29 protein-coding genes are annotated in these 24,766 nt (G+C 36.1%); 18 read left to right on the top strand and 11 right to left on the bottom strand.

Translation table 11 applies throughout. The features are described from left to right. Positions 1–361: 361 nt before the first annotated feature. Complete coding sequence (gene ubiG, locus PVK71_RS11745) at positions 362–1,066, bottom strand: bifunctional 2-polyprenyl-6-hydroxyphenol methylase/3-demethylubiquinol 3-O-methyltransferase UbiG (protein WP_274418853.1); 705 nt, start codon at positions 1,064–1,066, stop codon at positions 362–364. 322 nt (positions 1,067–1,388) lie between these two features. Here ubiG and gyrA point away from each other — a divergent pair, with 322 nt between their 5' ends. Further along, positions 1,389–4,028 (top strand): DNA topoisomerase (ATP-hydrolyzing) subunit A, encoded by a 2,640-nt coding sequence (gene gyrA / locus PVK71_RS11740; protein ID WP_274418854.1) that lies wholly within the window; start codon positions 1,389–1,391, stop codon positions 4,026–4,028. Positions 4,029–4,087: 59 nt separating this feature from the next. Here gyrA and PVK71_RS11735 read toward each other — a convergent pair whose 3' ends face one another. Both PVK71_RS11735 and PVK71_RS11730 read right to left on the bottom strand, forming a co-directional pair. Further along, positions 4,088–4,309, bottom strand: a complete 222-nt coding sequence (locus PVK71_RS11735; protein WP_274418855.1) for a hypothetical protein — start codon at positions 4,307–4,309, stop codon at positions 4,088–4,090. A gap of 158 nt (positions 4,310–4,467) precedes the next feature. Continuing rightward, on the bottom strand, positions 4,468–5,175 hold the full coding sequence (locus tag PVK71_RS11730; RefSeq protein ID WP_274418857.1) for a DUF3581 domain-containing protein: 708 nt from the start codon (positions 5,173–5,175) through the stop codon (positions 4,468–4,470). Positions 5,176–5,396: 221 nt separating this feature from the next. On the opposite strand from PVK71_RS11730, the gene PVK71_RS11725 reads away from it, so the two are divergent. The 9 genes from PVK71_RS11725 (at position 5,397) to PVK71_RS11685 (ending at position 15,016) form a co-directional block, all read left to right on the top strand. Continuing rightward, on the top strand, positions 5,397–5,945 hold the full coding sequence (locus PVK71_RS11725) for a phosphatase PAP2 family protein (protein ID WP_274418858.1): 549 nt from the start codon (positions 5,397–5,399) through the stop codon (positions 5,943–5,945). A 62-nt stretch (positions 5,946–6,007) separates the two neighbouring features. Next, positions 6,008–7,360, top strand: a complete 1,353-nt coding sequence (yegD, locus tag PVK71_RS11720) for a molecular chaperone (protein ID WP_130047838.1) — start codon at positions 6,008–6,010, stop codon at positions 7,358–7,360. Between the two features lie 71 nt (positions 7,361–7,431). Then, the gene (gene yqfB, locus PVK71_RS11715; RefSeq protein WP_274418859.1) at positions 7,432–7,749 is read left to right on the top strand and encodes a N(4)-acetylcytidine aminohydrolase; all 318 of its coding nucleotides are present in this window, start codon (positions 7,432–7,434) and stop codon (positions 7,747–7,749) included. A gap of 17 nt (positions 7,750–7,766) precedes the next feature. Next, the gene (locus tag PVK71_RS11710; protein ID WP_274418860.1) at positions 7,767–8,849 is read left to right on the top strand and encodes a site-2 protease family protein; all 1,083 of its coding nucleotides are present in this window, start codon (positions 7,767–7,769) and stop codon (positions 8,847–8,849) included. Positions 8,850–8,944: 95 nt separating this feature from the next. Continuing rightward, positions 8,945–9,691: a sporulation protein gene (locus PVK71_RS11705; RefSeq protein ID WP_274418861.1), complete on the top strand. Its 747-nt coding sequence runs from the start codon at positions 8,945–8,947 to the stop codon at positions 9,689–9,691. Between the two features lie 402 nt (positions 9,692–10,093). Next, on the top strand, positions 10,094–11,293 hold the full coding sequence (locus PVK71_RS11700; RefSeq protein ID WP_274418863.1) for a tyrosine-type recombinase/integrase: 1,200 nt from the start codon (positions 10,094–10,096) through the stop codon (positions 11,291–11,293). 128 nt (positions 11,294–11,421) lie between these two features. After that, on the top strand, positions 11,422–12,636 hold the full coding sequence (locus tag PVK71_RS11695; RefSeq protein WP_274418865.1) for an ABC-three component system protein: 1,215 nt from the start codon (positions 11,422–11,424) through the stop codon (positions 12,634–12,636). Next, the gene (locus tag PVK71_RS11690; RefSeq protein WP_274418866.1) at positions 12,629–13,087 is read left to right on the top strand and encodes a hypothetical protein; all 459 of its coding nucleotides are present in this window, start codon (positions 12,629–12,631) and stop codon (positions 13,085–13,087) included. Before PVK71_RS11695 ends, PVK71_RS11690 begins: the two co-directional genes overlap by 8 nt. Then, the gene (locus PVK71_RS11685; protein WP_274418867.1) at positions 13,088–15,016 is read left to right on the top strand and encodes an AAA family ATPase; all 1,929 of its coding nucleotides are present in this window, start codon (positions 13,088–13,090) and stop codon (positions 15,014–15,016) included. A 51-nt stretch (positions 15,017–15,067) separates the two neighbouring features. Here PVK71_RS11685 and PVK71_RS11680 read toward each other — a convergent pair whose 3' ends face one another. From PVK71_RS11680 to PVK71_RS11645, 8 genes are all read right to left on the bottom strand, one after another. Continuing rightward, complete coding sequence (locus PVK71_RS11680) at positions 15,068–15,259, bottom strand: helix-turn-helix transcriptional regulator (RefSeq protein ID WP_274418868.1); 192 nt, start codon at positions 15,257–15,259, stop codon at positions 15,068–15,070. A gap of 118 nt (positions 15,260–15,377) precedes the next feature. Continuing rightward, on the bottom strand, positions 15,378–15,761 hold the full coding sequence (locus tag PVK71_RS11675; RefSeq protein WP_274418869.1) for a hypothetical protein: 384 nt from the start codon (positions 15,759–15,761) through the stop codon (positions 15,378–15,380). After that, complete coding sequence (locus PVK71_RS11670) at positions 15,749–16,420, bottom strand: DUF2786 domain-containing protein (RefSeq protein WP_274418870.1); 672 nt, start codon at positions 16,418–16,420, stop codon at positions 15,749–15,751. Before PVK71_RS11670 ends, PVK71_RS11675 begins: the two co-directional genes overlap by 13 nt. Beyond that, on the bottom strand, positions 16,417–16,656 hold the full coding sequence (locus tag PVK71_RS11665; RefSeq protein WP_274418872.1) for a hypothetical protein: 240 nt from the start codon (positions 16,654–16,656) through the stop codon (positions 16,417–16,419). Before PVK71_RS11665 ends, PVK71_RS11670 begins: the two co-directional genes overlap by 4 nt. A 148-nt stretch (positions 16,657–16,804) precedes the next feature. Next, a complete protein-coding gene (locus tag PVK71_RS11660; RefSeq protein ID WP_274418873.1) occupies positions 16,805–17,491 on the bottom strand; it encodes a hypothetical protein in 687 nt (228 codons plus the stop codon). A 32-nt stretch (positions 17,492–17,523) separates the two neighbouring features. Further along, entirely contained in the window at positions 17,524–17,781 is a 258-nt protein-coding gene (locus PVK71_RS11655) for a hypothetical protein (protein ID WP_274418874.1), read from the bottom strand. Positions 17,782–17,960: 179 nt separating this feature from the next. Continuing rightward, the gene (locus PVK71_RS11650; RefSeq protein WP_274418876.1) at positions 17,961–18,344 is read right to left on the bottom strand and encodes a hypothetical protein; all 384 of its coding nucleotides are present in this window, start codon (positions 18,342–18,344) and stop codon (positions 17,961–17,963) included. 19 nt (positions 18,345–18,363) lie between these two features. Further along, positions 18,364–19,026 carry a LexA family protein gene (locus PVK71_RS11645; protein ID WP_274418877.1) on the bottom strand — a complete coding sequence of 221 codons (663 nt, stop codon included), beginning with the start codon at positions 19,024–19,026 and terminating at the stop codon, positions 18,364–18,366. A 112-nt stretch (positions 19,027–19,138) separates the two neighbouring features. Between PVK71_RS11645 and PVK71_RS11640 the strand changes: the two genes are divergently transcribed. From PVK71_RS11640 to PVK71_RS11605, 8 genes are all read left to right on the top strand, one after another. Continuing rightward, positions 19,139–19,402 (top strand): helix-turn-helix transcriptional regulator, encoded by a 264-nt coding sequence (locus PVK71_RS11640; protein ID WP_274418878.1) that lies wholly within the window; start codon positions 19,139–19,141, stop codon positions 19,400–19,402. Between the two features lie 19 nt (positions 19,403–19,421). After that, a complete protein-coding gene (locus tag PVK71_RS11635; RefSeq protein ID WP_045102189.1) occupies positions 19,422–19,967 on the top strand; it encodes a toxin YdaT family protein in 546 nt (181 codons plus the stop codon). Positions 19,968–20,107: 140 nt separating this feature from the next. Continuing rightward, complete coding sequence (locus PVK71_RS11630; protein WP_274418879.1) at positions 20,108–20,815, top strand: helix-turn-helix domain-containing protein; 708 nt, start codon at positions 20,108–20,110, stop codon at positions 20,813–20,815. Between the two features lie 9 nt (positions 20,816–20,824). Beyond that, on the top strand, positions 20,825–21,553 hold the full coding sequence (locus PVK71_RS11625; RefSeq protein WP_274418880.1) for an ATP-binding protein: 729 nt from the start codon (positions 20,825–20,827) through the stop codon (positions 21,551–21,553). Beyond that, positions 21,550–21,744 carry a hypothetical protein gene (locus PVK71_RS11620; protein WP_274418881.1) on the top strand — a complete coding sequence of 65 codons (195 nt, stop codon included), beginning with the start codon at positions 21,550–21,552 and terminating at the stop codon, positions 21,742–21,744. Before PVK71_RS11625 ends, PVK71_RS11620 begins: the two co-directional genes overlap by 4 nt. Beyond that, positions 21,741–22,331, top strand: coding sequence for a hypothetical protein (locus tag PVK71_RS11615; RefSeq protein WP_274418882.1), 591 nt, complete (start codon positions 21,741–21,743; stop codon positions 22,329–22,331). The genes PVK71_RS11620 and PVK71_RS11615 overlap by 4 nt, the downstream gene beginning before the upstream one ends. A 117-nt stretch (positions 22,332–22,448) precedes the next feature. Next, positions 22,449–23,492 carry a nucleoid-associated protein gene (locus PVK71_RS11610; RefSeq protein ID WP_274418883.1) on the top strand — a complete coding sequence of 348 codons (1,044 nt, stop codon included), beginning with the start codon at positions 22,449–22,451 and terminating at the stop codon, positions 23,490–23,492. A gap of 15 nt (positions 23,493–23,507) precedes the next feature. Beyond that, positions 23,508–24,707: a hypothetical protein gene (locus PVK71_RS11605; protein WP_274418884.1), complete on the top strand. Its 1,200-nt coding sequence runs from the start codon at positions 23,508–23,510 to the stop codon at positions 24,705–24,707. Positions 24,708–24,766 lie beyond the last annotated feature (59 nt).

Below are 24,766 nucleotides of genomic sequence, written 5' to 3'. Positions count from 1 at the left end.
TAATGATAAAATGGACAGTGATCAAGTCTGAAATTAAGAGAGACCTGTGGATAACCTATGAATTAAAAAAAACAGTAAGTAGATACTAACCGAGTGAGATTAGCTATATCAAGACATCAGAAATAACGTATTTCAGAATGGTGGATAAGTAGGCAGTAAAAAAAATATTTTTCTTGATTTTTATGGTTTCGGTGGATCTCTAAGAATCAAAAAAAATTGCTGATTTGTTGTTCTAAATTTAGCATTAATGCAGCTTTAGTAAACAAGATAAGAATTAGAAAATTTAGCAAAAAAATCCCTTTTTATTTGTATTAAGGACACAGATAAAGAGGGATAAATATGATATGTAAACGAGTAGGACTTATAAAGTAGTATGGATGATGTAATTTACATCAACATTTTTGCCTAATGAATAAACGTCTGTTAACGGGTTGTAATGTAAGCCAGTAATGCCTTGTTCTTGCAATTCGGTTTGATCGAGCATCTTTAATAATTCAGAAGGGCGAATGAATTTATTATGGTCATGTGTCCCTTTTGGTACGAGCTTTAGCAATTGCTCTGCACCAACAATGGCAAACAAATACGATTTGATATTACGATTTAACGTAGAGAAAAATACGTGCCCGCCAGGTTTAACCATTTTTGCACATGAACGAATAACAGAAAGTGGATCAGGAACATGTTCAAGCATTTCCATGCAGGTTACTATATCGTATGTCTCTGGGTTTTCTTCAGCGTGTTGTTCAGCCGTTGATTGAATGTATTCTAATGTAGTTCCTGTTTCCAGAGCATGTAAACGAGCAACCGTTAAAGGTTCTTTTCCCATGTCTAAACCAACAACATCAGCGCCTTGGTTTGCCATGCTCTCAGCTAAAATTCCACCACCACAGCCAACATCTAATACTTTTTTACCAAACAAACCATTGGCATTATTTAATACATAATTAAGGCGTAATGGGTTGATTTGATGTAATGGTTTAAATTCACCTTCAAGATCCCACCAACGAGACGCCATATCTTCAAACTTTTTGATTTCTGCCGGATCGACATTTAACTGTTGAGTCATAGTTCATATTCCTTTTTAATCTTCTTCTATTATATACAGAAAAAAAACAGAAAGAGAGCGATAAAAGTGGTGATTTTTTAGTCGTATTTGCTATGTTTTTCAAGAATATGATGATCTGATATGTGACTTGCTCCTGATTTCGTAGGATTCTTAAGCTTAAGAGTTGTTTTGCGAATTAAAACGATGCGAAATTGAAGTGTTATGTGCTATATTTTGCAATCTTGCACGTTTATCAGTATCAATTACTTTATCTTTATAGATGGTATGATTGATAAAGTAATTGATATTGATACGACAGAACTAATTGAGGGATATTGGCTCTATGAGCGATCTTGCTAAAGGGATCACGCCCGTAAATATTGAAGATGAGCTTCGAGGTTCATACCTAGACTATGCGATGTCAGTAATCGTTGGTCGTGCTCTTCCAGATGTGCGTGATGGTCTAAAACCTGTACACCGCCGTGTTTTATTTGCGATGGATGTATTAGGTAATGATTGGAATAAACCATATAAAAAATCTGCCCGTGTAGTCGGCGACGTAATTGGTAAGTATCACCCACACGGTGATAGTGCTGTATACGACACGATAGTACGTATGGCGCAGCCGTTCTCACTACGCTATATGCTTGTTGATGGCCAAGGTAACTTTGGTTCTATCGATGGGGATTCAGCGGCGGCGATGCGTTATACCGAAGTTCGTATGTCGAAAATTGCTCACGAACTGTTGGCAGATTTAGACAAAGAAACCGTAGACTACGTTCCTAACTATGATGGTACAGAACAAATCCCTGCGGTATTACCTACTCGCGTACCTAACTTATTAGTTAATGGTGCATCAGGTATCGCTGTTGGTATGGCAACAAACATTCCACCTCATAACTTAACTGAAGTGGTTAATGGTTGTTTAGCATTCATCGAGAATGAAGATATCACTATCGATGAGCTGATAAACTACATTCCAGGTCCTGACTTTCCGACAGCTGCATTAATTAGCGGTCGTAAAGGCATCGTTGATGCATATAAAACAGGCCGTGGTAAAGTTTACATGCGTTCTAAAGCAAACATCGAAGCTGACAAGAATGGTAAAGAAACTATTATTGTTACGGAGATCCCTTATCAAGTAAACAAGGCCCGTGTAATTGAAAAAATTGCAGAGCTTGTTAAAGATAAGAAAGTAGAAGGCATTTCAGCACTGCGTGACGAATCTGATAAAGATGGTATGCGTATTGTTATCGAATGTAAGCGTGATGCAGTAGGTGAGGTGGTTCTTAATAACCTGTACTCATTAACTCAGCTTCAAACAACATTCGGCGTAAACATGGTTGCACTAGACAATGGCCAACCAAAACTGTTCAACCTGAAAGAAATGTTGAAGTGTTTTGTTGATCACCGTCGTGAAGTGGTAACTCGTCGTACTATTTTTGAATTACGCAAAGCGCGTGATCGTGCTCATATCCTTGAAGGTTTAGCACTAGCATTAGCAAACATTGATGAAATCATTGAGCTAATCAAAAATGCTCCGACACCTGCTGATGCAAAACAAGGCTTAATCGATCGTGGTTGGGATCTTGGCAACGTAGCTGACATGCTAGAGCGTGCAGGTACAGATGCTGCTCGCCCTGATTGGTTAGAGCCAGAGTTTGGTATCCGTGAAGGTAAATACTTCTTAACGGAGCAACAAGCTCAAGCTATCCTAGAATTACGTCTACACCGTTTAACTGGTTTAGAACATGAAAAGATTCTAGATGAATACAAAGCTTTATTAGATGAAATCGCAGAGCTAATGCATATCCTTGCAAGCACTGAACGTCTGATGGAAGTTATCCGTGACGAATTAGTAGCCGTTCGTGATACTTATGGTGATGAGCGTCGCACTGAAATTGGTGCTGCAATTCACGATATTGACATGGAAGACTTAATCACACAAGAAGACGTAGTAGTAACACTTTCTCGTGAAGGTTATGTTAAGTACCAAATCCTAGGTGACTACGAAGCTCAGCGTCGTGGTGGTAAGGGTAAGAGTGCAACTAAGATGAAAGACACCGATTATATCGAGCGTCTACTTGTTGCTAATACTCATGATAATATCCTTTGCTTCTCTACTCGTGGTAAAGCATACAGCTTGAAAGTATTCCAACTTCCTCAAGCTAGCCGTACTGCTCGTGGTAAGCCTATCGTTAACATTCTTCCTCTAGAAGAAGGTGAGCGTATTACAGCGATTCTACCAGTATCTGAATACTCTGAAGATAAGTTCATCTTCATGGCAACAGGTGATGGTACGGTTAAGAAAACATCACTGGATCAATTTGCTAAAGTTCGTGCAAACGGCCTGATTGCAGTTAATCTACGTGAAGATGATTCATTGATCGGTGTTGATATCACTGATGGTTCAAATGAAATCATGCTGTTCTCTAAAGCAGGTAAAGTGGTTCGTTTCAACGAAGAACATGTTCGTGGAATGGGTCGTACTGCTTCGGGTGTTCGTGGTATGAAACTGACTGGTGAAGATCAGGTCGTTTCGTTAATTGTTCCTTCAAATGAAGGTGACATTTTAACAGTGACAGAAAATGGTTACGGTAAACGTACTAAACTTTCTGAATACCCAACGAAGAGCCGTGCAACACAAGGTGTTGTATCTATCAAGGTTTCTGAGCGTAACGGCAGTGTTGTTGGTGCCGTTCAAACTGAAGATGGTGATGAGTTCATGATGATCACTGATGCAGGTACGTTAGTTCGTACTCGCGTATCAGAAGTAAGTCAAGTGGGTCGTAATACCCAAGGTGTTACTCTGATCCGTACTGCTGAAGATGAGAATGTAGTTGGTCTACAACGCATTGATGAGCCAGAAGAGATTGAAGTCCTTGAAGGTGAAGAGAGCGAAGTAACAGAAGCGACAGAAAATACTGAAGCAACTGAAGCGCCTCAAACTGATGATTCAGACACTGAAAGCACAGAAGAATAAGTAATTACTTAATCTAGAAATTAAAAAGCCTGCCTAGAAATAAGCGGGCTTTTTTATTATTAAAAAACGTCGAAAATGCCTTGTTCTGAATATAAATTTGATGCAATGACAAACGTTTTTTTGCCGCAAGAAATACAAACAGGTGGTCCAAACCACGCAGCATAGCATTCACCACATGAGTAATGAGCATTAATTAAACGTAAATGAGTTTTATTAGGAATTACATTTAAAGTTACTTGTTGTAATTTAATTTGCCTTTCATCTTTTATTATTGTTTTCATACTAGCCAACTTTACGGTGCTAATAAAATACCTATAAAGGAGTATGATATGGTATGGCTCGTAAAACAATAATGCAGATCGTGACTTAGGTTGCCTTTTTAAAAATAAAAAAGAGCGCAAGAGCACTCTTTTATAAGCCATTATTTAATTTATAAATTTTAGTTATTATATGCTGCTTTAAGATCAACAAAACGCTCAACAAGATCATCAATTGCCGCTTGATCATAAGCTTTCAAACCTGTTGCGATCATTCGTTTAGTACCATGACCAACTTCTTCACCGTTTTCAGTGAATTTAAAGTTTAATTTAACAAGGCCACGTTTTCCTTCAATGTCCATTGTCGCACCAGTGAATTCAACCTTAGGTGTGGAAATATCTAAACGAGTGAATTCAAGATCCATACTTTCATAAATAACCAAAGGACGTTGGCAGTTGATCATTAACTGCTTTTCTTCCATCAATGGCACCATTATGTGAGGAAAGTTCATACCTGAAAACTGAACATATTGCTTCACTACGTATTCAATAAATTCAGGATTACGGTTTTTCTCACCGCTACGCTTTACGTGCAGGTACTGCTTGTCATTATCATCAGATAAAGAATAAACACCTTCTTCAGCATGATTAATGTGGAGAGCTGTTCCGCCAGATACCATGCCTGCAAAGTCAAAGTGCATTTTGTTACTAATGCCTGTTTTAGAAAGCAAAACAGCAAACAATAAATCCCCAGGAACACAGAAACGTTTTGAATCTACGTCGTGTATCGGGTTGAAATCACGGGCTACTTTTTTAGCAAAATCACTTGCTTGTTGACGGGTGAATTCGAATGAATTATCTGTTTGTGAAAAATATTGATTTAACTGCATATATATTTGGTAAAACCTAGATAATGAAATAACTGCGGTAGTATAACCAATCTCTCATCGTTAAATGGTCTATCCAGTCATAATAAACGTAAAAACAGCGAGTTAAACGTTTCAAAATGTAGAAAAATTGACAATTACTTCACGATTACCTCGATATAATTATAGGTGAAATATTTATATGCATTGAGATTACATCTGTGATTAACAATTAAGGTTAAAGAATGAGAACGTTAATATCTGTAGGAGTTACTTGTTCATTGTTAGCATCAAGTTATTGTGTACAAGCAGAGGAGAGGAAATCTGGTGATCTTGCCGCAGACATTGGTGCGGTTGGAATCCCAGTTATTGCGGGGTCGATAGCTCTATATAAAGAAGACTATGATGGTTTTTGGATGTTTGCTAAAGGAGCAACCTACACGTTAGTTGCAACACAAGCATTAAAATATACCGTGAAAGAAGAGCGTCCGAATGGCGAAGATAATCTTAGTTTTCCATCGGGGCATTCATCATCAGCATTCCAAGGCGCATCATATCTACAATTTCGTTATGGGTGGGAATATGGTCTTCCTGCTTATATTGGTGCAGGGTTAGTTGGTTATTCACGAGTAGAGAATGAGCATCACTATTGGCGAGATGTTATTGCCGGTGCGGTATTGGCAACAACGATTCAGTATTTAGTTACAGATAAGTACCTTAATGCAAATAACCTAATGATTGCTCCTATAATTAATCAAGATCAGGTAGGAATAGCAGCATCTTTCTCATTTTGATTGGCAAAGCGGCAACAAGCGAGTAAAATCAGCTCCCTTTTATCGAAGCTAGGTGTACAACAATGTTTATTGGATTTGACTACGGAACCGCTAACTGCTCAGTAGCGACCATTCTAGATAATCAAGCGAAACTATTAAAGTTAGAAGGAGATAGCACGTTTATTCCTTCTGCATTATGTGCGCCTACACGAGAAGCGGTTTCTGAATATCTTTTCCGTATTTGGGGCGTTCAACCAAGCACAGATATTAATGAGCGTTTACTTCATACTGCAATTTCTTTTAACCGCGAAGAAGATATCGATGTTGATGCTGAGTCGATGACATTCGGCCAAGCCGCTCTAAATACTTATATTGATGATCCTGAAGAGGTGTATTACGTAAAATCACCAAAGTCTTTCCTTGGTGTTTCTGGTTTACGTGATGTTCAAGTAAGCTTATTTGAAGATCTTGTTACTGCAATGATGAAAAACATCAAAAATAATGCAGAGCAGGAATTACAACAAGACATCACATCGACCGTGATTGGCCGTCCTGTTAACTTTCAAGGCGCAGCAAGTGATGACGCCAATACACAGGCGATCTCAATCTTAACTCGTGCAGCTATCCGTGTCGGTTTTAAAAATATTGAGTTTCAATTTGAACCTGTTGCTGCCGGTCTAGATTATGAACAAACACTGACCGAAGATAAAACGGTACTAATCGTTGATATTGGTGGTGGTACAACAGACTGCTCAATGATTCAAATGGGACCATCATGGCGTGATTATCATGATCGTACTAAAGGCATTTTATCTCATAGTGGTTCACGTATTGGCGGTAACGATTTAGACATTCATTTAGCGCATCGTCAATTAATGCCACTATTAGGTTCTCAAAGCCGCACTCATAAAGGCCTTGAGTTACCAATGACACAGTTCTGGAACCCAATTGCAATTAATAATATTGTTGCTCAACTGGATTTCTTTGGATTTGGTAATCGCAAGCACCTTTTACAGATGATGAACGATACTCAAGAACCGGAAAAATTGGCTCGCTTAATCAAGCTGTATGATGAGAAACTAAGCTACAAATTATTGCGTGATGCAGAGCAAACGAAAATCGCGTTATCAGAGCATTTAGAGCATGCGATTGATCTAAGTTACTTAGATGAAGGTTTATCATTATCTCTTAATCAGTCTGATTTAGCAGAAGCGATTGCAAAACCACAAGATAACATCAATAAGTTAGTAAAAGAAGCGATTCAACAAGCGGGTAAAACGCCTGATATTATTTATGTTACAGGTGGTTCAGCGCGCTCTCCAATTTTACGTGCAGCCTTACAGCAACAGTTGCCAAACATCGAAATTGTAGGCGGTAACTACTTTGGTTCGGTTACCGCTGGTTTAGCGCATTGGGCAAATTACTGCTTTGGTTAATGAACAGTATTATATCAATAATTAATTTTCGAGCTGCATTGTCGCAGCTCGAATTACATTAGGAAAACACAATGAAAGTAGCACCAGCAACAATGACATTCTTTGAGCGTTTTGAATCAGATATTTTATCGAGTAAAAAAGTCATTACTATCCGTGACGAATCTGAAAAAGATTACGTTGTAGGAACAGAAGTTGAAGTGAGCACTTATGAAGACAACCGTCGTTTTTGTCGTTTAGCGATTGATGCTGTTGATCCAATTAGCTTTGATGATCTTAACCAGTACCATGCTGAGCAAGAAAACATGACGCTAGAAGAACTTAAAAATATTATTGAAGAGATCTATCCAAATAAAGGTCAACTGTACGTTATTTCATACCATTTAGTATAAGAAAGTAAAGGTAAGTAATGGAATTATTATCTATTGATTTTTTAGGCCAACCATTGCGCTTAGAAGGTTCTATGGCGGGTTGGCAGCAAGTATTTTGGAGCAATACTTTAGTTGCACAACAAGCGGCGTCTGCTGATCATCAAGATCATTACGTGCATGAATTCCAGCTCAATCAAGGCGAAAGTGTATTAACTTGCCGCTTAGAAGCTACAGTGACATGGCAGCCTTTTCTTATTGAGTATCGTGCAATGGTTGATGGTCAGTTGATTGCAGAAGGCTCTCGTAATACTAAAGATATCGAGCAGCAAGTACCGCATACGCCAATTAAAGCAGAAAGAAAATTCAGCTTGATAGGGCTTGTTTCGTTAGGGATGAAAGCGTTAAAAAGTGCAAAGTTAATTAAAGTGGCTTTAGCTTCCGCCAGTATTGCCGCGTACTCATGGCTCTTTTCTATTGAGTTTGCATTATCACTTATTGCTTGCCTTGTTTTTCATGAATACGGCCATATTCGCGCAATGAAATACTTTGGTATGAAAACTAAAGGTATCTACTTAATCCCGTTCCTTGGTGGTTTAGCACTCAGTGATGAGAAAATAAATACACGTTGGCAAGATGTTGTTATCTCTATTATGGGGCCATTCTTTGGTTTGATCCTCTCCTTAATATTGATGGTAGTTTATTGGATAACCGGCGAGATGTTCTTTGCTGGCCTTGCTGTATTTAACGCCTTTTTAAATCTATTTAATTTATTGCCAATATTGCCGTTAGATGGGGGGCACGTACTTAAAAGTATCAGTTTCTCAATGAACAGTAAGTTAGGTATTACATTATGCGCATTAGCTGCAGTAGGTGGTGTTATATTAAGTTACCAATTAGGTCTCGCACTTTTTGGTTTCTTACTTATTATGGGAAGTCTTGAAATCGTATTTGAATGGCGTGCTCGTCATCATAGCCATTTACTGCCTCTCGATAAGTATGGCCAATTGGTATCAGCGGCATGGTATGTAGGTTTAGTTAGTTCACTTATAGGAATTATTTGGTACTTTGCTAGCAGTGGTGATGCCTTGTTACAATTACCAATGCAGATTTTAGGAACTTAATCTTTAATACCATACTAAGACTCTATATAAGCCATATATATAGATGAAGTAAAATAAGAATAAACATAGAATAAACATAGAAAAAGGACGAAAGGATGTTTAAAAAGCTAAAGGCGTCATTAGGTATAGGTGCTGCAAAAGTAGATACCATTTTAGAAAACCCAGAATTATTTCAAGGTGATACACTAATTGGTACGGTTCACATCCAAGGTGGGGATATTGAACAGCAGATTGATGCTATTCATCTAAAACTTAATACGGAAGTGAAAGTTGAAAGTGACAGCGGAACCAGTTATCAAACTCTAACCTTATTCCATACTCAGGCTGTGAATCCATTTACTATTCAAGCCAATGAGAAAAAGGAAATGCAATTTACGATTAAATTGCCAGATGAGACACCAATTACAGCATTAAATATTCGTGATAACCATTGTGATGTTTGGGTTGAAACTGTTCTAGATATTGATTTTGCGATTGACCCAACCGACCGTGATTTACTGATTGTAAAACCAATGCCTGTTGCCGCTGCCATTATTAGTCAAATAGAGCAGGCCGGCTTTGGTATGGTGAAAGCGGATGTAGAGCAGGGCTACCTTAACGGTGGTCACTTTAAATCTCATTCAGGCGGCTACCAAGAGATTGAATTTAGAAGTAATGGATTCATGAATAAAAAAGAGATTGAGCTGTCGTTTATTCTTGATGGGCAAGTACTTCATTGTTTAGCTGAAGTCGATCGTTCGATGGGCTTTAATCGTGGTGACCAATATGTCTCTTTTTCACTAAATACAAATGCTTCAAGTGCAGAAATTCATAATGCAGTGCAAAAAATATTACGCGTTTAATTAATACTCATTGCTTATAATTTTAAAAAGAATCGACATCATTTTTGTGATCTCGATTCTTTTTTGCATTAGCAGATTAAGAGTCGTACAATGACCGACTTGTAAGTGTTCCCGACCTTTGTGTGGTTGATTGATCCTTACATCTTAGACAATCTATTATTTAGACTTATTAATTTTTAGCATGTGTTGCTTCGTGTAAAACTTCATACTGTACATACATACAGTTATTACTATTCAGTGTTTTTCCTTACATTTCTAATTCTCTTCAAAAACAGCATCTTAACAAAAATAGAAAATACTGTGTAAATATACAGTTGATATCTCATTTTCATGTTTCATCCCTTGTATTCATCTACAATTTGTACCAAGTTTGTACTAAAGATTTGGTGGAATTGAACAATTATGGCTATTACAGATGCGTGGTTAAGAGCCACAGTAAATAAACCTTACAAGGGTAAACTAGAAGTTACTCATCGAGACGGCTTAGGTGTGCGAGTTAGCCCTAAAGGTAAAGTTACCTGGATATATCGAGTTCTATTTAGAAGTAAACCAATTAAATTAACATTAGGTCAGTACCCAGCGTTAAAAATGCGTGAAGCAATAGCTCTGAAAGATAAAAAAGCAGAGCTTGTAATGATGGGAGTTGATCCAAGAGTTGGGTTGAATCTTAGTCAAACCAATGTGCCTACGACAATCAATGAGATCATAGATTATTGGTTGGAAAACCACGCAAAAGATAACATCCTTCGTTGGAAACCATTAATTCAAATGTTTGATACTGATATTCGTCCCTATATCGGCGAGTATCAAGCAAAGCACTTAGAGCTGATAGATTATATGCCAGTGTTTAGAAAAGCGCGTGAGCGTGTTAGCCCGAAGCATTCAGCAAACCTAATGGCACGATTTAAACAAGTCCTTTCATTTGCGGTTCGTCACGGCCTAATTAAATACAATGCACTTTCAGAACTAAAGAAAACAGATGTAGGTGTTCAAAGCAGCGTTAAAAAAAGCAAACAAAGTGAAGAAGCGGTTCCTGTGCTTTGGAATGCCATATCAGAAATACATGTTCATGAAAGCAACTGTAATTTTTTACGCTTAATGATGATCTTTGCTTGCCGTAGTAATGAGTTGCGTTTAGCGAAAAAGAGTGATTTTGATTTAGATAAGCTGGTATGGACTGTTCCAGAAGAGAATAACAAGACACGTAAGAAGAAGGGAGGAGATATTATCCGTCCTATTCCAAAATTGGCTGAAGAGGTTATCCGCTTTCAAATGGGGATATGGCAAGATCATAAAATCATGTTTCCACCAGTAATCAGTGAAGATGATAGACCAATGTCGGCCAATGTTCCTGTCGCGTTTGGCAGAACATTAGCAGATAAAATAGAAAGCATGGGTTACCCGAGAACCACTAACCACGATATGAGACGAACGGCCCGTAATATTTGGGAGTCGATAGGGATTAAATACCATGTAGCCGAAGTGATGCTAGGTCATAAGGTGCATACAGGCGTACAAAGTCATTATCTTGATTATAACTACCTTGAAGAGCAGAGAGAGGGGTATGAGTTATGGTGTTGTATTATTTACACGACAGAGTAATACTTACTTATTTATAAATATCATTTGGTATAATTTTGTAAATGTGTTTCAAGTCATTGTTTTTTATTATTCTAAAGGTAATATCATGTGAAGGTTTATGAATTATTGATAATATACAGTAGGTAATAATGCGCAAGAATTTAGTTTTGTTCATACATGGTTTAACAGGAGGTACTGATACTTGGAAGAATAGTAACAGTGAATCATTTTCTGATCTTTTAATGAGAAATGAACAAATAAAAGAAAAATTCGATTTTATGGAGTTTGAGTATTTTACTAAAATTGTGAATGTAAAGAATTCCATGATATCACAAGGGTTAGTTAAATTAGTTAATTATGTACCAGGGGTTAATTTTAAAGGTCCACAAAGAAAGAAGAACGTTTCTTTTATGACACTTAGTGAGGAACTCGCTACATTTATCCAATTTGATTGTAATGAATACAGTAATATATTAATAGTAGCTCATAGTATGGGGGGGCTAATCGGAAAGAAATTTATTTTAGATTTAAATAGTAATAATTATGATGACATTCAAAGTGAAGTTCTTGGCTACATTTCATTAGCTACACCTCATAAGGGCTCTATCCCTGCGGCACTATTTGGGAAAGTTAATGTTAACCTTAAAGAGTTAGGGCCTTTAAGCAAAGAAGTAAGTGATGTTAATGATTGTTGGGTTGAAAATATAGAGTCAATGCCTAACTCGCGTTATGTTATTGCAAAAAATGATGATTATGTGAATCAGATTAGTTCAGTACCTTCCAGTACTAATAAAAAGAAATTTAAGTCATTTCTTGTAGATCATGATCATACATCTATTTGTAAGCCTGAATCAGTAGCGGATCTATCTCTTAAAATTGTAGAGAAATTTATTCTTGAAACAATCCAAGAAATAGATCTTAATCAATCGTTAAAGCTGAAATATGATCCAAGCTTAAATTCTTATGACAAAGAAATATTTGTAGTTAAAATGCTACTTGCACAGATAGATGATAAGTTGATTGATGATGCAAAAGAAAGTTTTTTTTATGCTGATGTTATACTTAAATCAGCACCTAAAAAAGATCGAGATATTTTTGATGATTTAAAAATTAAAGTCCTCAGTATGTATAAAACATATTCATCATGTTCAAGTAATAAATCTAATAGTGAAGTTGTTCAATATATACATAAAAAAATTATAGAACTAGATAAGTCAGCAATTGATTGTGTATTACAATATGTTAGCTTTATTCATAAAAAGGGACTTCTTCATCACGAATCAAATAAAAAAAACTTAAAGGTTAATTGGTGTAAAAGTATAGATTTAGAACAAATTCATGAAGAGATAAAAACAAATGCATGATTTTAGAGAAGAAAGGTATTTTAAAGTGTATTTGGTTTTATTTATTACTAATTTTTGTGGTAAAAATAATAATGGTAGAAATATACTTACATTAAAAAAATTAGAGATTATATATTTTTTAATTCAGAACCCTGCTAAGTTTAAGGAATTCTGTAATTTATTAAATTTAGGAAATATAACTGGCTATAAACCTACGCTTTATGATCAATCTGTAAGTTTGATCGATTATTTAGATTTAGATAATATAAAACTTACTGTGTGCTATTTAATAAATATAGGTAAGTTAAAATATACTAATGTTAAGGGTATTCAGTATATTGATATTGTGGATGATGGAGATAGTGATTTTTTTACTGATTCATATGAATTACTCACATCGAATATTAATAAATTAAAGAAAATTACCTCTATGACAGAGCCAAAATTACTAAAATCATTAATGGGCCTTTAAATGAATAGAATAAGTATGGTTTTTAAACAACTAATTATTGTCGGTGTCAATAAAGAGTACGTTTGTAAATTTGATTATGGTCTTAATCTTATTTGGGGAGACATGGATTCTGGGAAATCAAGCATTCTTAATTTAATCGATTATGCGCTTGGTGGTGGTTTTAATGAACTTCAATTAGATTATGATGAGTTAAGAAGTAAGGGGCGATATATACAGCTTGAAGTTGAGTTTAATAATAAACCAATTACTTTAGAGAGGGTGCTAGGTACGGATTCAAATATTATAAAGCTTTATCATTCTGAGCGAGATAATATTAGTAACGTATATCCATTAATTTGTGGCGCTTCATCATCTTCAAATGAACCTGATGGTTGGATTTCTGATGCTATCCTTGATTTGTTAGGAATTCCAAAGGTAAAAATTAAAGAATCAAAGAAAAGTGAAAATACTAATTCAGATAGGTTAAGTTTCAGAGATTTAATGAAATTAATTTATTTAAAACAAAAAAAAGTAGCTAATGATACTTTGATGGATGCAGCAAATCCTTATGTACATAATAAAAATATTGAGGTTCAAAAATTTATTTATGGTGTTCATGATGATCAATTATCAGAACTTAATCAGCAATTAAAACATGAAATTGAACTAATAACGTCACTTAAAACGCAAGTAAATAATATTAGAGATTTTTTAAAGTCAACAAGTTCTTTATCTGTAGCCAATGATGAATATGAAAGTTTATCAATTGAAATAAATAAAATAGATGAAGAGATTTGTAAGCTTAAAAGTAATAAAACTCATGCGTCTATTGTTTCTAATAAAATCAAGTTAGAAATAGATCTTCTTCAAAAAGAAATTAATAAATTAATAAATGACATAGAGATGAGTGAATCTCAATTGAAAATTTATTCTAAGTTAAAGACTACTTATAGCCATGATATTACTTGTCTTAAAGCATCTAAAAAAATGCGTGGAGTACTAACTGTTGATGAGATGAGTAAAAAAGATGTTTCATGCCCGATGTGCCATTCAGAAGTCAAATTGTCAGATCCAACTTTAGATAACGATAATATTGACTATGAAATTAACTCTTTGAAAAATCGTTTATCAGGATGTGATGCGTCAATAAGTATTCAACTAGAAAAAATAAAAGAAAATGTTATTTTAAAAGATGCATTGAATAATAATCTTAGTGAGATTAGAATTAAATTTGACACTGATAATATAGAAAAGTTATCTCCGACGATTGATGCCATTTCTAGGGCTGAATCAATTAAACGTTCATTGGTTAGTCATTATGCCATTCTAAAAAAGAATATGATGTTAACTAAAAAGCTTGATGAGAAATACACTCAAGTAGAAAGCAGAGAAATTAATGTAGGAAAAATTAAGGCTGAGATATCTAAAGTAGAGGAAAATTTAGGAAGCATTGATGATGTGCTTACGGGTATATCTAGTGAATTTAAAAAATTGATAAATCAATCGAAACTTACTAATAATTATGGCGCGTCGATTGATTCTAAGTTTATGCCAATATTTAGAGGACGTAAATATAGCCATATTTCATCAGGAGGCGTTAGAACAATTCTTTCTGTAAACCTTTACTTGGCCAGACTGAGATATATTTTAGAAAATGGTGCGTATTTACCCACTACTTTACTTTTAGATACTCCTGGACAAAATATAGGGAGATATGCTCGACTTTTAGATATGGATAAGAATGAAGAAAATTTATCAGACCCTTCTATTTATGAAGGTATTTATATGCAATTAAAGGCTATTTCTGAATTAGCTAATGGTAACCCTTATCAAATAATAGTTGTAGATAATGATTTACCAAACTGTTTAGATGAAGATAATTATAATCTTGTAAAGCGATTTGATAAAAGCGACTCGCAATATGAAAAAGGTTTGATTAATGATATGTAAGTAATTATTAATTAAATAGCCAATCTAATCTATGGATTGGCTATTTTTTAATTAAACCAAACCTTTCCCTACCATCCATTCCATAAATGCTTTGTACGAACGGCGACCACGCATAACTGGCTTTGGAAAATCTCTTTTCTTTGTCCAGCGCCATAGAGTAGGCTGGCTAATATCTAAAGTTTTCATTACTTCAGCATCAGTAATGTACAGTGGTATCTTTTTAACTTCAGTTTGAGTTGTCATAAATCTGTCCTTATTTTTAATCGAAGTAGCTTTTTGGAACGATAAGTTTATTTTTCGTGGTGGTTCCATGTGTAAAAGGCATAAAAAATCAAACAGCCAATACCATAAATTGTGAAGCTCATTGTGAAGCCTCCTTGCTTGGTTCAAATATTCGTACACGGTTAATAGTATGGAAACAGTTGCTATCGCCTTTAAAAAGGCCGCCATCTTTTAATTTCGCGCAACCTTGTGGTAATTGCTCACCACACATTTCACACGTACCAAGATCATTTTCAATCTTTGGTATCTCGGAATAAACCCGATGAATTAACGATTGGAGAGCTTCTTCACTGCTATACGCTTTATCAGGAAAGGCGAAGAACTCACAAATCTTGCTTAACTTGTTTTGCTCAACAGAGTGCAAAGGAACGCGAAGATCAATCACACCGTGTTTCTTTTTGTTATTACGTAACTTTTGAGCGCGTTTACGGTTTTGTTCTTTGATTTTGTCTATTGAAGGCATAGTCTTTCACCTTCTGAACCATGTATTGGCGTGTTTACGCGAACGTTCTTACCATCATGAGATCCAGTAAGATAATCAGAGATAGAACCGCCTTTACGCTGTCTTGATTTAGCCTTTTTCTCACTGTATGAACCAATGTGTTTACGATAATTTGTAATGCGCTCTTTCTCTTCTGGTGGTAACTCTTCAACATCTAAGTTACGTACAACAGAATTTACCCAGCCGTCACAATAACAATCTGCTCGTTTTGTTTTATTCTGCTTAGAAGTGCGAGGGTGGATAGTAGCCAAGAACGCTTTACGAGCCAGTTTCAATTGACGGAAAAGCACATCAAACGCATAAGCAGACATCATGGCCGTGTCTTTTCTACCGATGAATTTAAAATTATTTCCATGATACGAATACTGAAGAAGTACCTCACACTTAAACGAGCTGGCAATACTTGTCCCAAGATTTACAGCGTAAGCAACTGGCTTTTTCTGGATCTTAGAAGCAGTGGTGGTGGCTCCCATTTCAATAAAGTTAATATCATCTTCTGAAAGACCATATTTACGCATTAATTTATGAGCCATTGCCAAAGCGGTTGCAGCTTCGTTTGGGTTGCCTGATTTACCAAGCTCAAAACACTTTTTGATTTTTTCTAAATGACGTGGATTCATGTCGCTTTACCTTTCTTTGTTGGCTTCTTAATTGGCTTAAGAAGATTACGAGCTTTTGCTAAGCATGAATCAAACACTCGGCCTTTGGTGAAAGTACAAGTGGTGCGATAGAAACGGAGAGCTTCTTGAATGCCTCGGTTAATATCAGACGTTTCATAGCCGTCAGTTTGTAAAGCGGCATGTATATGCTTGCCAATAAACGCTTCTTGGCTGTTTTGATAAGTTAATAGACTCATTACACATTTCCTTTTGGGTGAAACCCAGCAATCAGCATAAGTACTTGTAATTGGTGGTCAGCCAGTTATATACTGATTGCGAGTTGAAAGACTCATTGCACAAAGTTAACCCTTATTGGTTTGGTCACTAATAAGGGTTTTCTTCTTTTTAATCCCAGCCAATATGAACGCTCTCACCATAAACAGCATCAAAGCCAGATATCGTTGTCCCAGCACAATACAATTTATATAAATACCCACGTAAACCACTGTTATGAGTTGCGCCATTTAGTGTTCCAGATAAACGGCCTGAACTTTCTTCAGATAAGTATCCGATAGTGAAAATGCCTGGGGTTCTATGGTCGTAACAACTAATTTTTATTGTTTCCCAATCATACTCAGGATGCTTAATTTTAAGATGCATTCCATGACTATCACTCCATTCAATTTCGATTTCTTCATGTCCTTCTTCGTTACAAGGCTCTCTCCAATATTGTGCTATTTTCCCTAAAAGCTCATTAGCCGTAATCTCCTTAGGAACAGCTTCTAACCGTTGCTCAATAGCCGCTACAATTTTAGGTTTAGCCTGTTCAGTTAAAACGTCGTTATAAGCCTGTATTGCAACTTCACTAACAAACTTGTTGTATTCAGGGAAGGTGACGTTTTTAAGTGCCTGATTTAGAGAGGCATTCATTTTCTCTTTTAGTGCTTTGCCAAAATCGCCGTATGAACGCATTGAATCATCAACAGATTCTTTGATTGCTTGGTTAAGTCGCTCGGCGATCATGTCGTTCAGTGCGCCATTTTCAATCATCGATGTGATGTGTGAATTAACAACTTCGTGTAGTTCTTTCATGGTTTAATCCTGTTTTGGGTAAATGGGTGGTATCAATAACTCAATCTGCTATTAATATTCTCAGCGGTGATTTGCAGCTTCTCAATTTTCGAGATCAGCTCATCACTTACTTCTGCTGTGAATGTCTCCAACAGCGACTTCGCCTCAATTTCAAAAGCCTTAAACTCATCGCGGATTGGGTGGTTTTGTGCTGTCTGGCTTACAGCGATATTGCCTAAAGTAATACTCTGGCGAACTTGCTCAGCCGTTGAGGCAAGCTTTGATAAATGGATTAACGTAAGTGTTTTCATACATTACCTTTGTTGATTACGATTTATTGCATTCGTTAAATGTCGTCGATGCACATAATATTACATATTGAAATAATAAAGTAAATTGCAAAATGTAATATTTTTATGGTTTGAGAAATTTTAGACATAAAAAAACCGCCAAGAGGGCGGTTTTTAAAACAAAAAATTTTGGTTATTTGCTATATTTTCTTGAAAGCCGTCATTACTTTTGGATGACTTCCATCATCGTATAAATCAACTGTTTGTAAGTCTTTAAAGCGATCTGCATATTGCTTTGATTTACCATTAACGTTGTATACAACGTACTGGACATTATTTGAATTACTTTCTAGTGAATCAATCCAAAAAACAGCTTTGTTATCGGAATTACTTTTTGATTTACATACGACAAACCAGAGTTTATCTATTTCAACAGGTTCACATTGGGCTGAATTAATATTTTGTATTTCTAACCAAATACTTGTTTTAGCAGCGGTAACACTTTGTGGGGTGCCTTTTGAAGCAATAAGAAAATAGCCTAATATAATAATTGTAAAACTGCCGATAAGTAATTTTTTTGACATGATTTATAATCCTAATTAGTTAAAATAATTGAATTTTCGCATCAACTACAACACCAATGATCTTACAGTTATCGTTGATTTCTAGCATGGAATAATCGCGGTTTAAAGGTTTAAGATATTTTTTCCCTGCATCAATGACTAGACGCTTAAAGGTTGCTTCATTTTCATCAGTGAGCTTTGCGACAACAAATTTACCATTTTCAGGTTCTATTGTAGGGTCAACTAAAACTGCTGTTCCTTCAGGAAAACTAGGGGAGGTAAGAGATGTCATTGAATCACCCTTAACTCGCAACCAAAATGAAGAGTCACTTACGCGTTCTGTTGTTGGTAAGTATTCATCAATATCATAAAATGTGTAAGCTTCACAAGCTTCAGTCCATAATCCTGCTTGGACAGCACTTATTACAGGGAAGGAATTTTTGTAAGTTAGATTTTTTGAATCTATTTTTTCAGTATTTCCAATACCAATAGAGCTAGATTCAACGCTACGATCAGAGTTAAGTATTATTGTACTTAGACCAACTTCTTTCATGATATCTGCAATATCATCCAAGCTAGGTTCTCTTTTCTTATTGAGCCATAAATTAACTGCACCCTGAGACTTACCGAGCTTTTCAGCTAGTATTTCTTGGGTTATACCGCACTCTTTCATCCTAGTTTTAACCAGGTCATTCCAATTCATTTTCATACCTTGATTATTACGGTTAGTAATAATTTGTTAAATGGACAAAATGAAATAATTATTGATTAATTTTATTGCATAATGTAATAGTAAGTATTTAAAGGGGGTCGTGATGACACAATTAAAAAGAATTCGTAATAACGCTTCGATTTCTCAGAAAAAGTTATCTGAAAAAATTGGAGTTAGTCAGGGGCAAATCGCTCTTTTAGAAAATGGTAAGCGTAACTTTAGCTTGAATGTATGTTGGAAAATTATAACAGCACTTAATGAACTAGGGACTAAGTGTAAATTTTCTGATGTCTTTCCTAATCCAACTGAAATTAATTATATCGAAGATCAAGAAAAACAGGTGAGCCATAACATTCTGGATAAATAACCAGTACTAAGGACAAACCATGATAACCAGTTTAAAAGGCGTTATGCGTAACGCCATAGAAGGGTGGCGATGCGAAGTAAGCAAAGAGTTTATTGCTCAGAAAGTCGCAAGCGCTTATTTCAAAATGGGCTTACCGCAAGAAGTCGATGCACAACGTAAAGAACTGCTGAAAGTTCCTGGTGCGGATGACAAGAACAACACTCAAAACTTCTTTCGCTACAACGAACGAAGCAGTGTTGAAGCCAAAGCAACCATTATGGATTTATTGCCAGCCATTATCAGCGTTATGCCAGTGGATAGGGCGTGTACTGCATTAAACCAATTTTTAAACCCACTTGGGTTCTCTGTTGCTGCCATTGGAGCAAATCAAACTCAAGTCAGCCGAGATCAACTCTTGGCACAATTTAGTAAAGAATCGGGTGAGGCACTTCGTTCTGTACTTCTATTAAGTGAAAACGCAAGCATTGACCAGCTACGCGCCGCTTTCAAAGAAGTTCAGGAAAGCGAGGGCGCTCATGAACCCATTTTAAATTATCTAGAAACTTTAATTTCTAATAAGAAATAAGGACTTTGTGCAATGAGTCTTTCATATCAAAACATCCACGGCCAAATGCAGTGGATAGCAAGTAATCGTTTCATGCGCTGCGTTGTGACCAAATGCGAAGCTGAAGCCATTTTTAACCAGATGAAACAAAGGGTTAATCAATGAGTATGATCTTAATGGCAAAGGCCATGAGCATAAAAGTGGGTAATCCTACTCGTAAGCTTGTTTTACTTAAATTAGCCGATAACGCGAACGATAATGGTAAGTGCTGGCCGTCGTATGATCACATTGCTGAAATGTGTGAAATCGACCGTCGAACGGCCATGCGTCACATCAAATTATTATGTGATTCAGGACTCATCTCATTGACATATCGGAAGGGTGAAAAGGGCAATTCTAGCAATCTTTATCAACTCAATTTAGATGGTGACAAATTGTCACCCCCTAGTGACACACGATCACCAGGGGTAGTGTCAGAGGATCACCCCCCTAGTGATCCTGTGTCACCCAGAACCAGTCATAGAACCAGTCAATTAGAACCAGTAAAAAATATAAAAAAATCTTTGGTCGAAAACTCTGAAATTCCTGAAGAGTTAAATTTGGTTGCATGGCAGCAATGGCTTGAGTATCGAGAAGCTATCAAGAAGAAATACAAAACCCAACGTGGTGAGCTTACTGGCATCACCAAGCTGCTTGAATTATCTCGCAACGATAAAAAACTACAGCAACGAATTATCGATCAATCCATCGACAACGAATGGCAAGGGTTGTTTGAACTCAAGACGAACACAGCAAGCCGCATGAACGAGATTGCGGAATATTCACCAGAGCTTGATGCGTCGCAGTTTGCCGCTCCCAAAGGTTACTAAGGAATTATTATGAATTTAATGGCTAGATTACAACAAATCATTCCAGTGCATATTGTTCCCCACACACCAGAACGCATGGCACAAATTGCGAAGGAGTGCGAGAAAGCCGCATCAGACAAAGCGCGTGACAACTATCGAACAAGCCAAATGCAATCCATCTTTGGTCGAAGCGGTATCAAAAAACGTCACCTAAATTGCAGCTTTGAAAATTACATTACTGAGAACCAAGGTCAGCGTCAAGCGTACAAACAAGCAAAGAACTGGCTAGTGAATTACCGCAAGGGTGCAACAAGCAGTTTTGTTTTTTCTGGTACACCTGGCACAGGTAAAAATCATTTGGCGTGTGCCATTGCGAAGCGATTGATGGCACGTAAAACTTCAGTGCTTGTGATCACCGTAGCCGATTTGATGCTTAAAATTCGTGACAAGTACAAACCAAACTCAACCACAACTGAAGCGCAGTTTATGAAGTACCTCGGCAATCTGGATGTATTAATTCTTGATGAGGTAGGGCTGCAACGCATGAGCGACCATGAAAAACTGATGATGAATATGATCATCGATGCGCGTTACACCAACGAGAAACCAACGGGCATTCTTACCAATCTTCAAACTGAAAACTTAACTGAGATGTTAGGGCCACGAATGATGGAGCGTTTACTAGAAAATAACGGTGAGTGGGTAACGTTCTCATGGCCGAGCTTCAGAAAGAACAAGAAATTACAGGCGGTGTCATGAAAGGTTTTTTTTACGACGTAGGTGGCCAAGCCGTCAACATGAAACCATTAGCACTAAGCGCTGATTGGGACCAAGCGATTGAAGAAGCCGCTAAACATATCAAAGGTGAGGTGATCACCATCGCAAACCGTTTTGTTCTTGTTGGTACTGGTAAAACAAGAGTGCTTATTGTGGATGAGAGTAACAAATGAATATTGAACGCGTAATCGCAAAGTTTGATTTAAAAGGGATTAACTATGAGCCATCAAAAGGCAGCAAAGCGTTAATGACATTAGAAGAGTATCTCGCCACAGTAGGGATAGCATGGAAGCAATCACCAGTAGGGTTCTTGGTGTTGTTCGTAGAATGTTTGAATGATGCCCAATCAGCAAAGCAGTTATTCAAAGCTACAATGATTGAAGCAAATGAGATCATGAAAACATGGCGCGGAACCTATCCAGATAAAGCTCTTAATGCAATGTGCATCACCGCGATAGCAGAGGCAACCCAGCCATTAGGTCAAATCTGCCCAGAGTGTAATGGCTCAGGAAAGGTGAAGGCCAAGAACCGCGTAACACGTAAGTGCCCATGTTGTGATGATGGCCGTATTCAGTGGACTCAAGAAACCCGTTTTGCATACTTTTGTTTAACCTTGAGGATCACGTATTCACGCTTTCGCCGCTACATACCAGTTATCAAAGCCTTGGTGGATTGGCTTTCTGATAAGAGGAATGCAGCGGCGTTGTCAGTGCAGGGATCGATTGCCGAAGATGAGAAAGCGGAAGCATTGACGTATTGAGAACTAACACTTAACTTTGTGAATTTTTAAAGATTTTTTTGATAATCGGCACTATTATTTTTTCTAAAGTTAGTTAATATTACATGATTATTCAGATGTTTATTTATAGGGCAGTTAATGGCAATTAATCATGTGATACTTCATGAAGTAAAAAGAGATAAAGATGGTGAGCATGCGACTAAAAACTTGCGTATTGTAGAAAATAATGTGCAGGGTTTAGGTAAAAAACTGACTGACCAGTTGATGAATCTTTTTGCCATGGCTAACTTAAATATTGGTGAGTTTGGACTAAATTCTGATCCCACTTTAGAGCCAGCGTTTGAACAAAAGTTAAATCAGTTCTATAAACCCAAAAAACTTGAATGCCGTTCATTTGTTGATATGACTAGAGACATGGCAGTCATGTATCAAGATATAATTAATGAACAAGCTCTCTACAGTGTAAAAGGTGGGATTTTAGTTTTTTACGAGTATGAGCAAAAAAATAATACTTATCTAGGTATAGCTGTTGTTGACAGAATTGATGGAATAAATGCTGATAATAAATCTTTAGATTTAACAGATTCAACGATTATTGATCTTAATAGGTTGCACTTAGGTGCGTCGATTAACCTCACTAAATGGAAAGAAGAAGGAAATACACGTTACATTCGTTTCAAGACAGGCCGAGCTGTAGAAGTTAGAGACTATTTTGAGCGTTTTATTGGATGTCAGCGTGATAAAAAAGCTGCGATTAAAGAAACTAGAGCTTTAAAAAACGTTATCCAAGCATATGGAAAAAGTAAAGATTTAAATGACGATGAAATCGCGATTAAAATACAAGATGCTCATAGTTTCATCTCTCATCAGCAAAAGAAGGGTAAGGAAGTTTTATTATCATCAATTGCTAATAGCGTTTTCCCTGATTCCCCAGAAGATTTCTTGGTGCTAGCTAAATCAGAAAAGTATGAGATTAGTGAGCAGATTGCAATAAGTAGTGCTGAATTGAAACGATATGTTAGATTGGCCGGTAGAAGTAAGACTATGTCCATTAGTTTTGACATGGATTTATTAGACGATGTGGTGCAATTTGATGAAAAAAATGGAACGTTAATTTTTAATGAAATTCCAGTAAGTTTAAAAGATGCAATATTGGCACAAAAAAAAACAAAAAAAGAATAGTGATAAGTAGTTATTATGGATCTTGAAATATTAAAATTATATAAAAACATAAGGGAGAGCATTATAAATCCTATCATCGAAGATAAAGATGTTAGGGGTTTAGTGCCTTATTACCCTAATATAATTGATGATATAGAAAAATTACATAATCATGATCTATGTACTGGTATTTATACTCTTGTATATCCTGACGGTGAAGAAGAATTCTCAGTAGAGGATAGCGTTAATACTTCCAAATTAAAGGATTGCGAAAATGTTAAGGTTGAGATGATTATTCAATCTAAACAAAATGTTATAGATGGATTTATTTGTCAATCATGGAATGATGTCCTTAAATATAAAACGCATTTAACAAGGCATATAAAAAATATCTATATCAGTGATTTAAACATAATTGTAGGCGAGAGTAATAGCACTAATGAATATGTGGCTTACACAAAGATTTCAGATGTTTTAGGTTTGCTTGATAGAGTTTCTTATTCAAGTACAGCAGATAAATACCTTGTTGTTTGCGGTCAAGCATTAGAAATAGATATAGTTTTGACAGAAGAAGTTCTACAGTCTGAAATTGATACCCAGGTGATTGAAGAATTTTTTAATCATGATATGCATAAAGAAGCAATGTTAAGTTTGATGAGAGAGTGTCTACTTGAACAATTGAATCCCCTTGATCGTAAACATCGATTAAAGCACCTAATTCAGCACTTTAACGCTTTTTCTGCGAAAATATTATGTGGTTATCAGCAATTTATTCGTAATTATTCATTTGATAAAGTAAGAAAAGAGTATCAAGAGAAAACAACAGAATATATATCTAAGATAAATAAATCTTTTGATGATGTATCAGCAAAGGCTCTATCAATTCCAGCCGGGGTTTGGTTGGCAGCAATGCAAATTAATGAAAGCCCTATTGATAGTTTCCAATTTTTAAAAAATTCAGTGTACTGTTTAATGGTTCTTATTTTAGTTTGTATTGTATGCTTTACTTTTTTTGGGCAATTTTCTTTTATTAATGCATTGAAAGCTGAATATGTAGGTCTCTTTGAAAGATTACATGATGATCTAGACCAGTCACAAAGTATTGAACTTTTAGAATTAAAAGGAAAATTGAATTGTAGATATTGGATGACATTTTTTAAGTTGTTAATTACTATTTTATTTACGTTCTTACTTCTTATTGTGACAGTTGGCCTAGCTATGCATGCTATAACATAAGTATTCGTTATGTGAGTGTTGACTTTAACGTCAATATAATGCACATTTACCACATTGAA

Origin of the sequence: Aliivibrio sp. S4MY1, assembly GCF_028765545.1 — a bacterium.
Taxonomy (GTDB): Bacteria; Pseudomonadota; Gammaproteobacteria; order Enterobacterales; family Vibrionaceae; genus Aliivibrio.
This window is presented reverse-complemented; position numbering and strand designations above follow the sequence as displayed.

What these genes read in the sequence shown, in the direction of transcription:
- PVK71_RS11640 (WP_274418878.1), top strand. Translation starts at nt 19,139, where the DNA reads ATGACACAATTAAAAAGAATTCGTAATAACGCTTCGATTTCTCAGAAA.
- gyrA (WP_274418854.1), top strand. Translation starts at nt 1,389, where the DNA reads ATGAGCGATCTTGCTAAAGGGATCACGCCCGTAAATATTGAAGATGAG.
- PVK71_RS11725 (WP_274418858.1), top strand. Translation starts at nt 5,397, where the DNA reads ATGAGAACGTTAATATCTGTAGGAGTTACTTGTTCATTGTTAGCATCA.
- PVK71_RS11695 (WP_274418865.1), top strand. Translation starts at nt 11,422, where the DNA reads ATGCGCAAGAATTTAGTTTTGTTCATACATGGTTTAACAGGAGGTACT.
- PVK71_RS11625 (WP_274418880.1), top strand. Translation starts at nt 20,825, where the DNA reads ATGAATTTAATGGCTAGATTACAACAAATCATTCCAGTGCATATTGTT.
- PVK71_RS11615 (WP_274418882.1), top strand. Translation starts at nt 21,741, where the DNA reads ATGAATATTGAACGCGTAATCGCAAAGTTTGATTTAAAAGGGATTAAC.
- PVK71_RS11700 (WP_274418863.1), top strand. Translation starts at nt 10,094, where the DNA reads ATGGCTATTACAGATGCGTGGTTAAGAGCCACAGTAAATAAACCTTAC.
- PVK71_RS11685 (WP_274418867.1), top strand. Translation starts at nt 13,088, where the DNA reads ATGAATAGAATAAGTATGGTTTTTAAACAACTAATTATTGTCGGTGTC.
- PVK71_RS11630 (WP_274418879.1), top strand. Translation starts at nt 20,108, where the DNA reads ATGAGTATGATCTTAATGGCAAAGGCCATGAGCATAAAAGTGGGTAAT.
- PVK71_RS11730 (WP_274418857.1), bottom strand. Translation starts at nt 5,175, where the DNA reads ATGCAGTTAAATCAATATTTTTCACAAACAGATAATTCATTCGAATTC.
- PVK71_RS11680 (WP_274418868.1), bottom strand. Translation starts at nt 15,259, where the DNA reads ATGACAACTCAAACTGAAGTTAAAAAGATACCACTGTACATTACTGAT.
- PVK71_RS11635 (WP_045102189.1), top strand. Translation starts at nt 19,422, where the DNA reads ATGATAACCAGTTTAAAAGGCGTTATGCGTAACGCCATAGAAGGGTGG.
- yqfB (WP_274418859.1), top strand. Translation starts at nt 7,432, where the DNA reads ATGAAAGTAGCACCAGCAACAATGACATTCTTTGAGCGTTTTGAATCA.
- PVK71_RS11645 (WP_274418877.1), bottom strand. Translation starts at nt 19,026, where the DNA reads ATGAATTGGAATGACCTGGTTAAAACTAGGATGAAAGAGTGCGGTATA.
- PVK71_RS11610 (WP_274418883.1), top strand. Translation starts at nt 22,449, where the DNA reads ATGGCAATTAATCATGTGATACTTCATGAAGTAAAAAGAGATAAAGAT.
- PVK71_RS11710 (WP_274418860.1), top strand. Translation starts at nt 7,767, where the DNA reads ATGGAATTATTATCTATTGATTTTTTAGGCCAACCATTGCGCTTAGAA.
- PVK71_RS11650 (WP_274418876.1), bottom strand. Translation starts at nt 18,344, where the DNA reads ATGTCAAAAAAATTACTTATCGGCAGTTTTACAATTATTATATTAGGC.
- yegD (WP_130047838.1), top strand. Translation starts at nt 6,008, where the DNA reads ATGTTTATTGGATTTGACTACGGAACCGCTAACTGCTCAGTAGCGACC.
- PVK71_RS11670 (WP_274418870.1), bottom strand. Translation starts at nt 16,420, where the DNA reads ATGAATCCACGTCATTTAGAAAAAATCAAAAAGTGTTTTGAGCTTGGT.
- PVK71_RS11620 (WP_274418881.1), top strand. Translation starts at nt 21,550, where the DNA reads ATGAAAGGTTTTTTTTACGACGTAGGTGGCCAAGCCGTCAACATGAAA.
- PVK71_RS11605 (WP_274418884.1), top strand. Translation starts at nt 23,508, where the DNA reads ATGGATCTTGAAATATTAAAATTATATAAAAACATAAGGGAGAGCATT.
- PVK71_RS11665 (WP_274418872.1), bottom strand. Translation starts at nt 16,656, where the DNA reads ATGAGTCTATTAACTTATCAAAACAGCCAAGAAGCGTTTATTGGCAAG.
- PVK71_RS11705 (WP_274418861.1), top strand. Translation starts at nt 8,945, where the DNA reads ATGTTTAAAAAGCTAAAGGCGTCATTAGGTATAGGTGCTGCAAAAGTA.
- PVK71_RS11655 (WP_274418874.1), bottom strand. Translation starts at nt 17,781, where the DNA reads ATGAAAACACTTACGTTAATCCATTTATCAAAGCTTGCCTCAACGGCT.
- PVK71_RS11690 (WP_274418866.1), top strand. Translation starts at nt 12,629, where the DNA reads ATGCATGATTTTAGAGAAGAAAGGTATTTTAAAGTGTATTTGGTTTTA.
- ubiG (WP_274418853.1), bottom strand. Translation starts at nt 1,066, where the DNA reads ATGACTCAACAGTTAAATGTCGATCCGGCAGAAATCAAAAAGTTTGAA.
- PVK71_RS11660 (WP_274418873.1), bottom strand. Translation starts at nt 17,491, where the DNA reads ATGAAAGAACTACACGAAGTTGTTAATTCACACATCACATCGATGATT.
- PVK71_RS11675 (WP_274418869.1), bottom strand. Translation starts at nt 15,761, where the DNA reads ATGCCTTCAATAGACAAAATCAAAGAACAAAACCGTAAACGCGCTCAA.
- PVK71_RS11735 (WP_274418855.1), bottom strand. Translation starts at nt 4,309, where the DNA reads ATGAAAACAATAATAAAAGATGAAAGGCAAATTAAATTACAACAAGTA.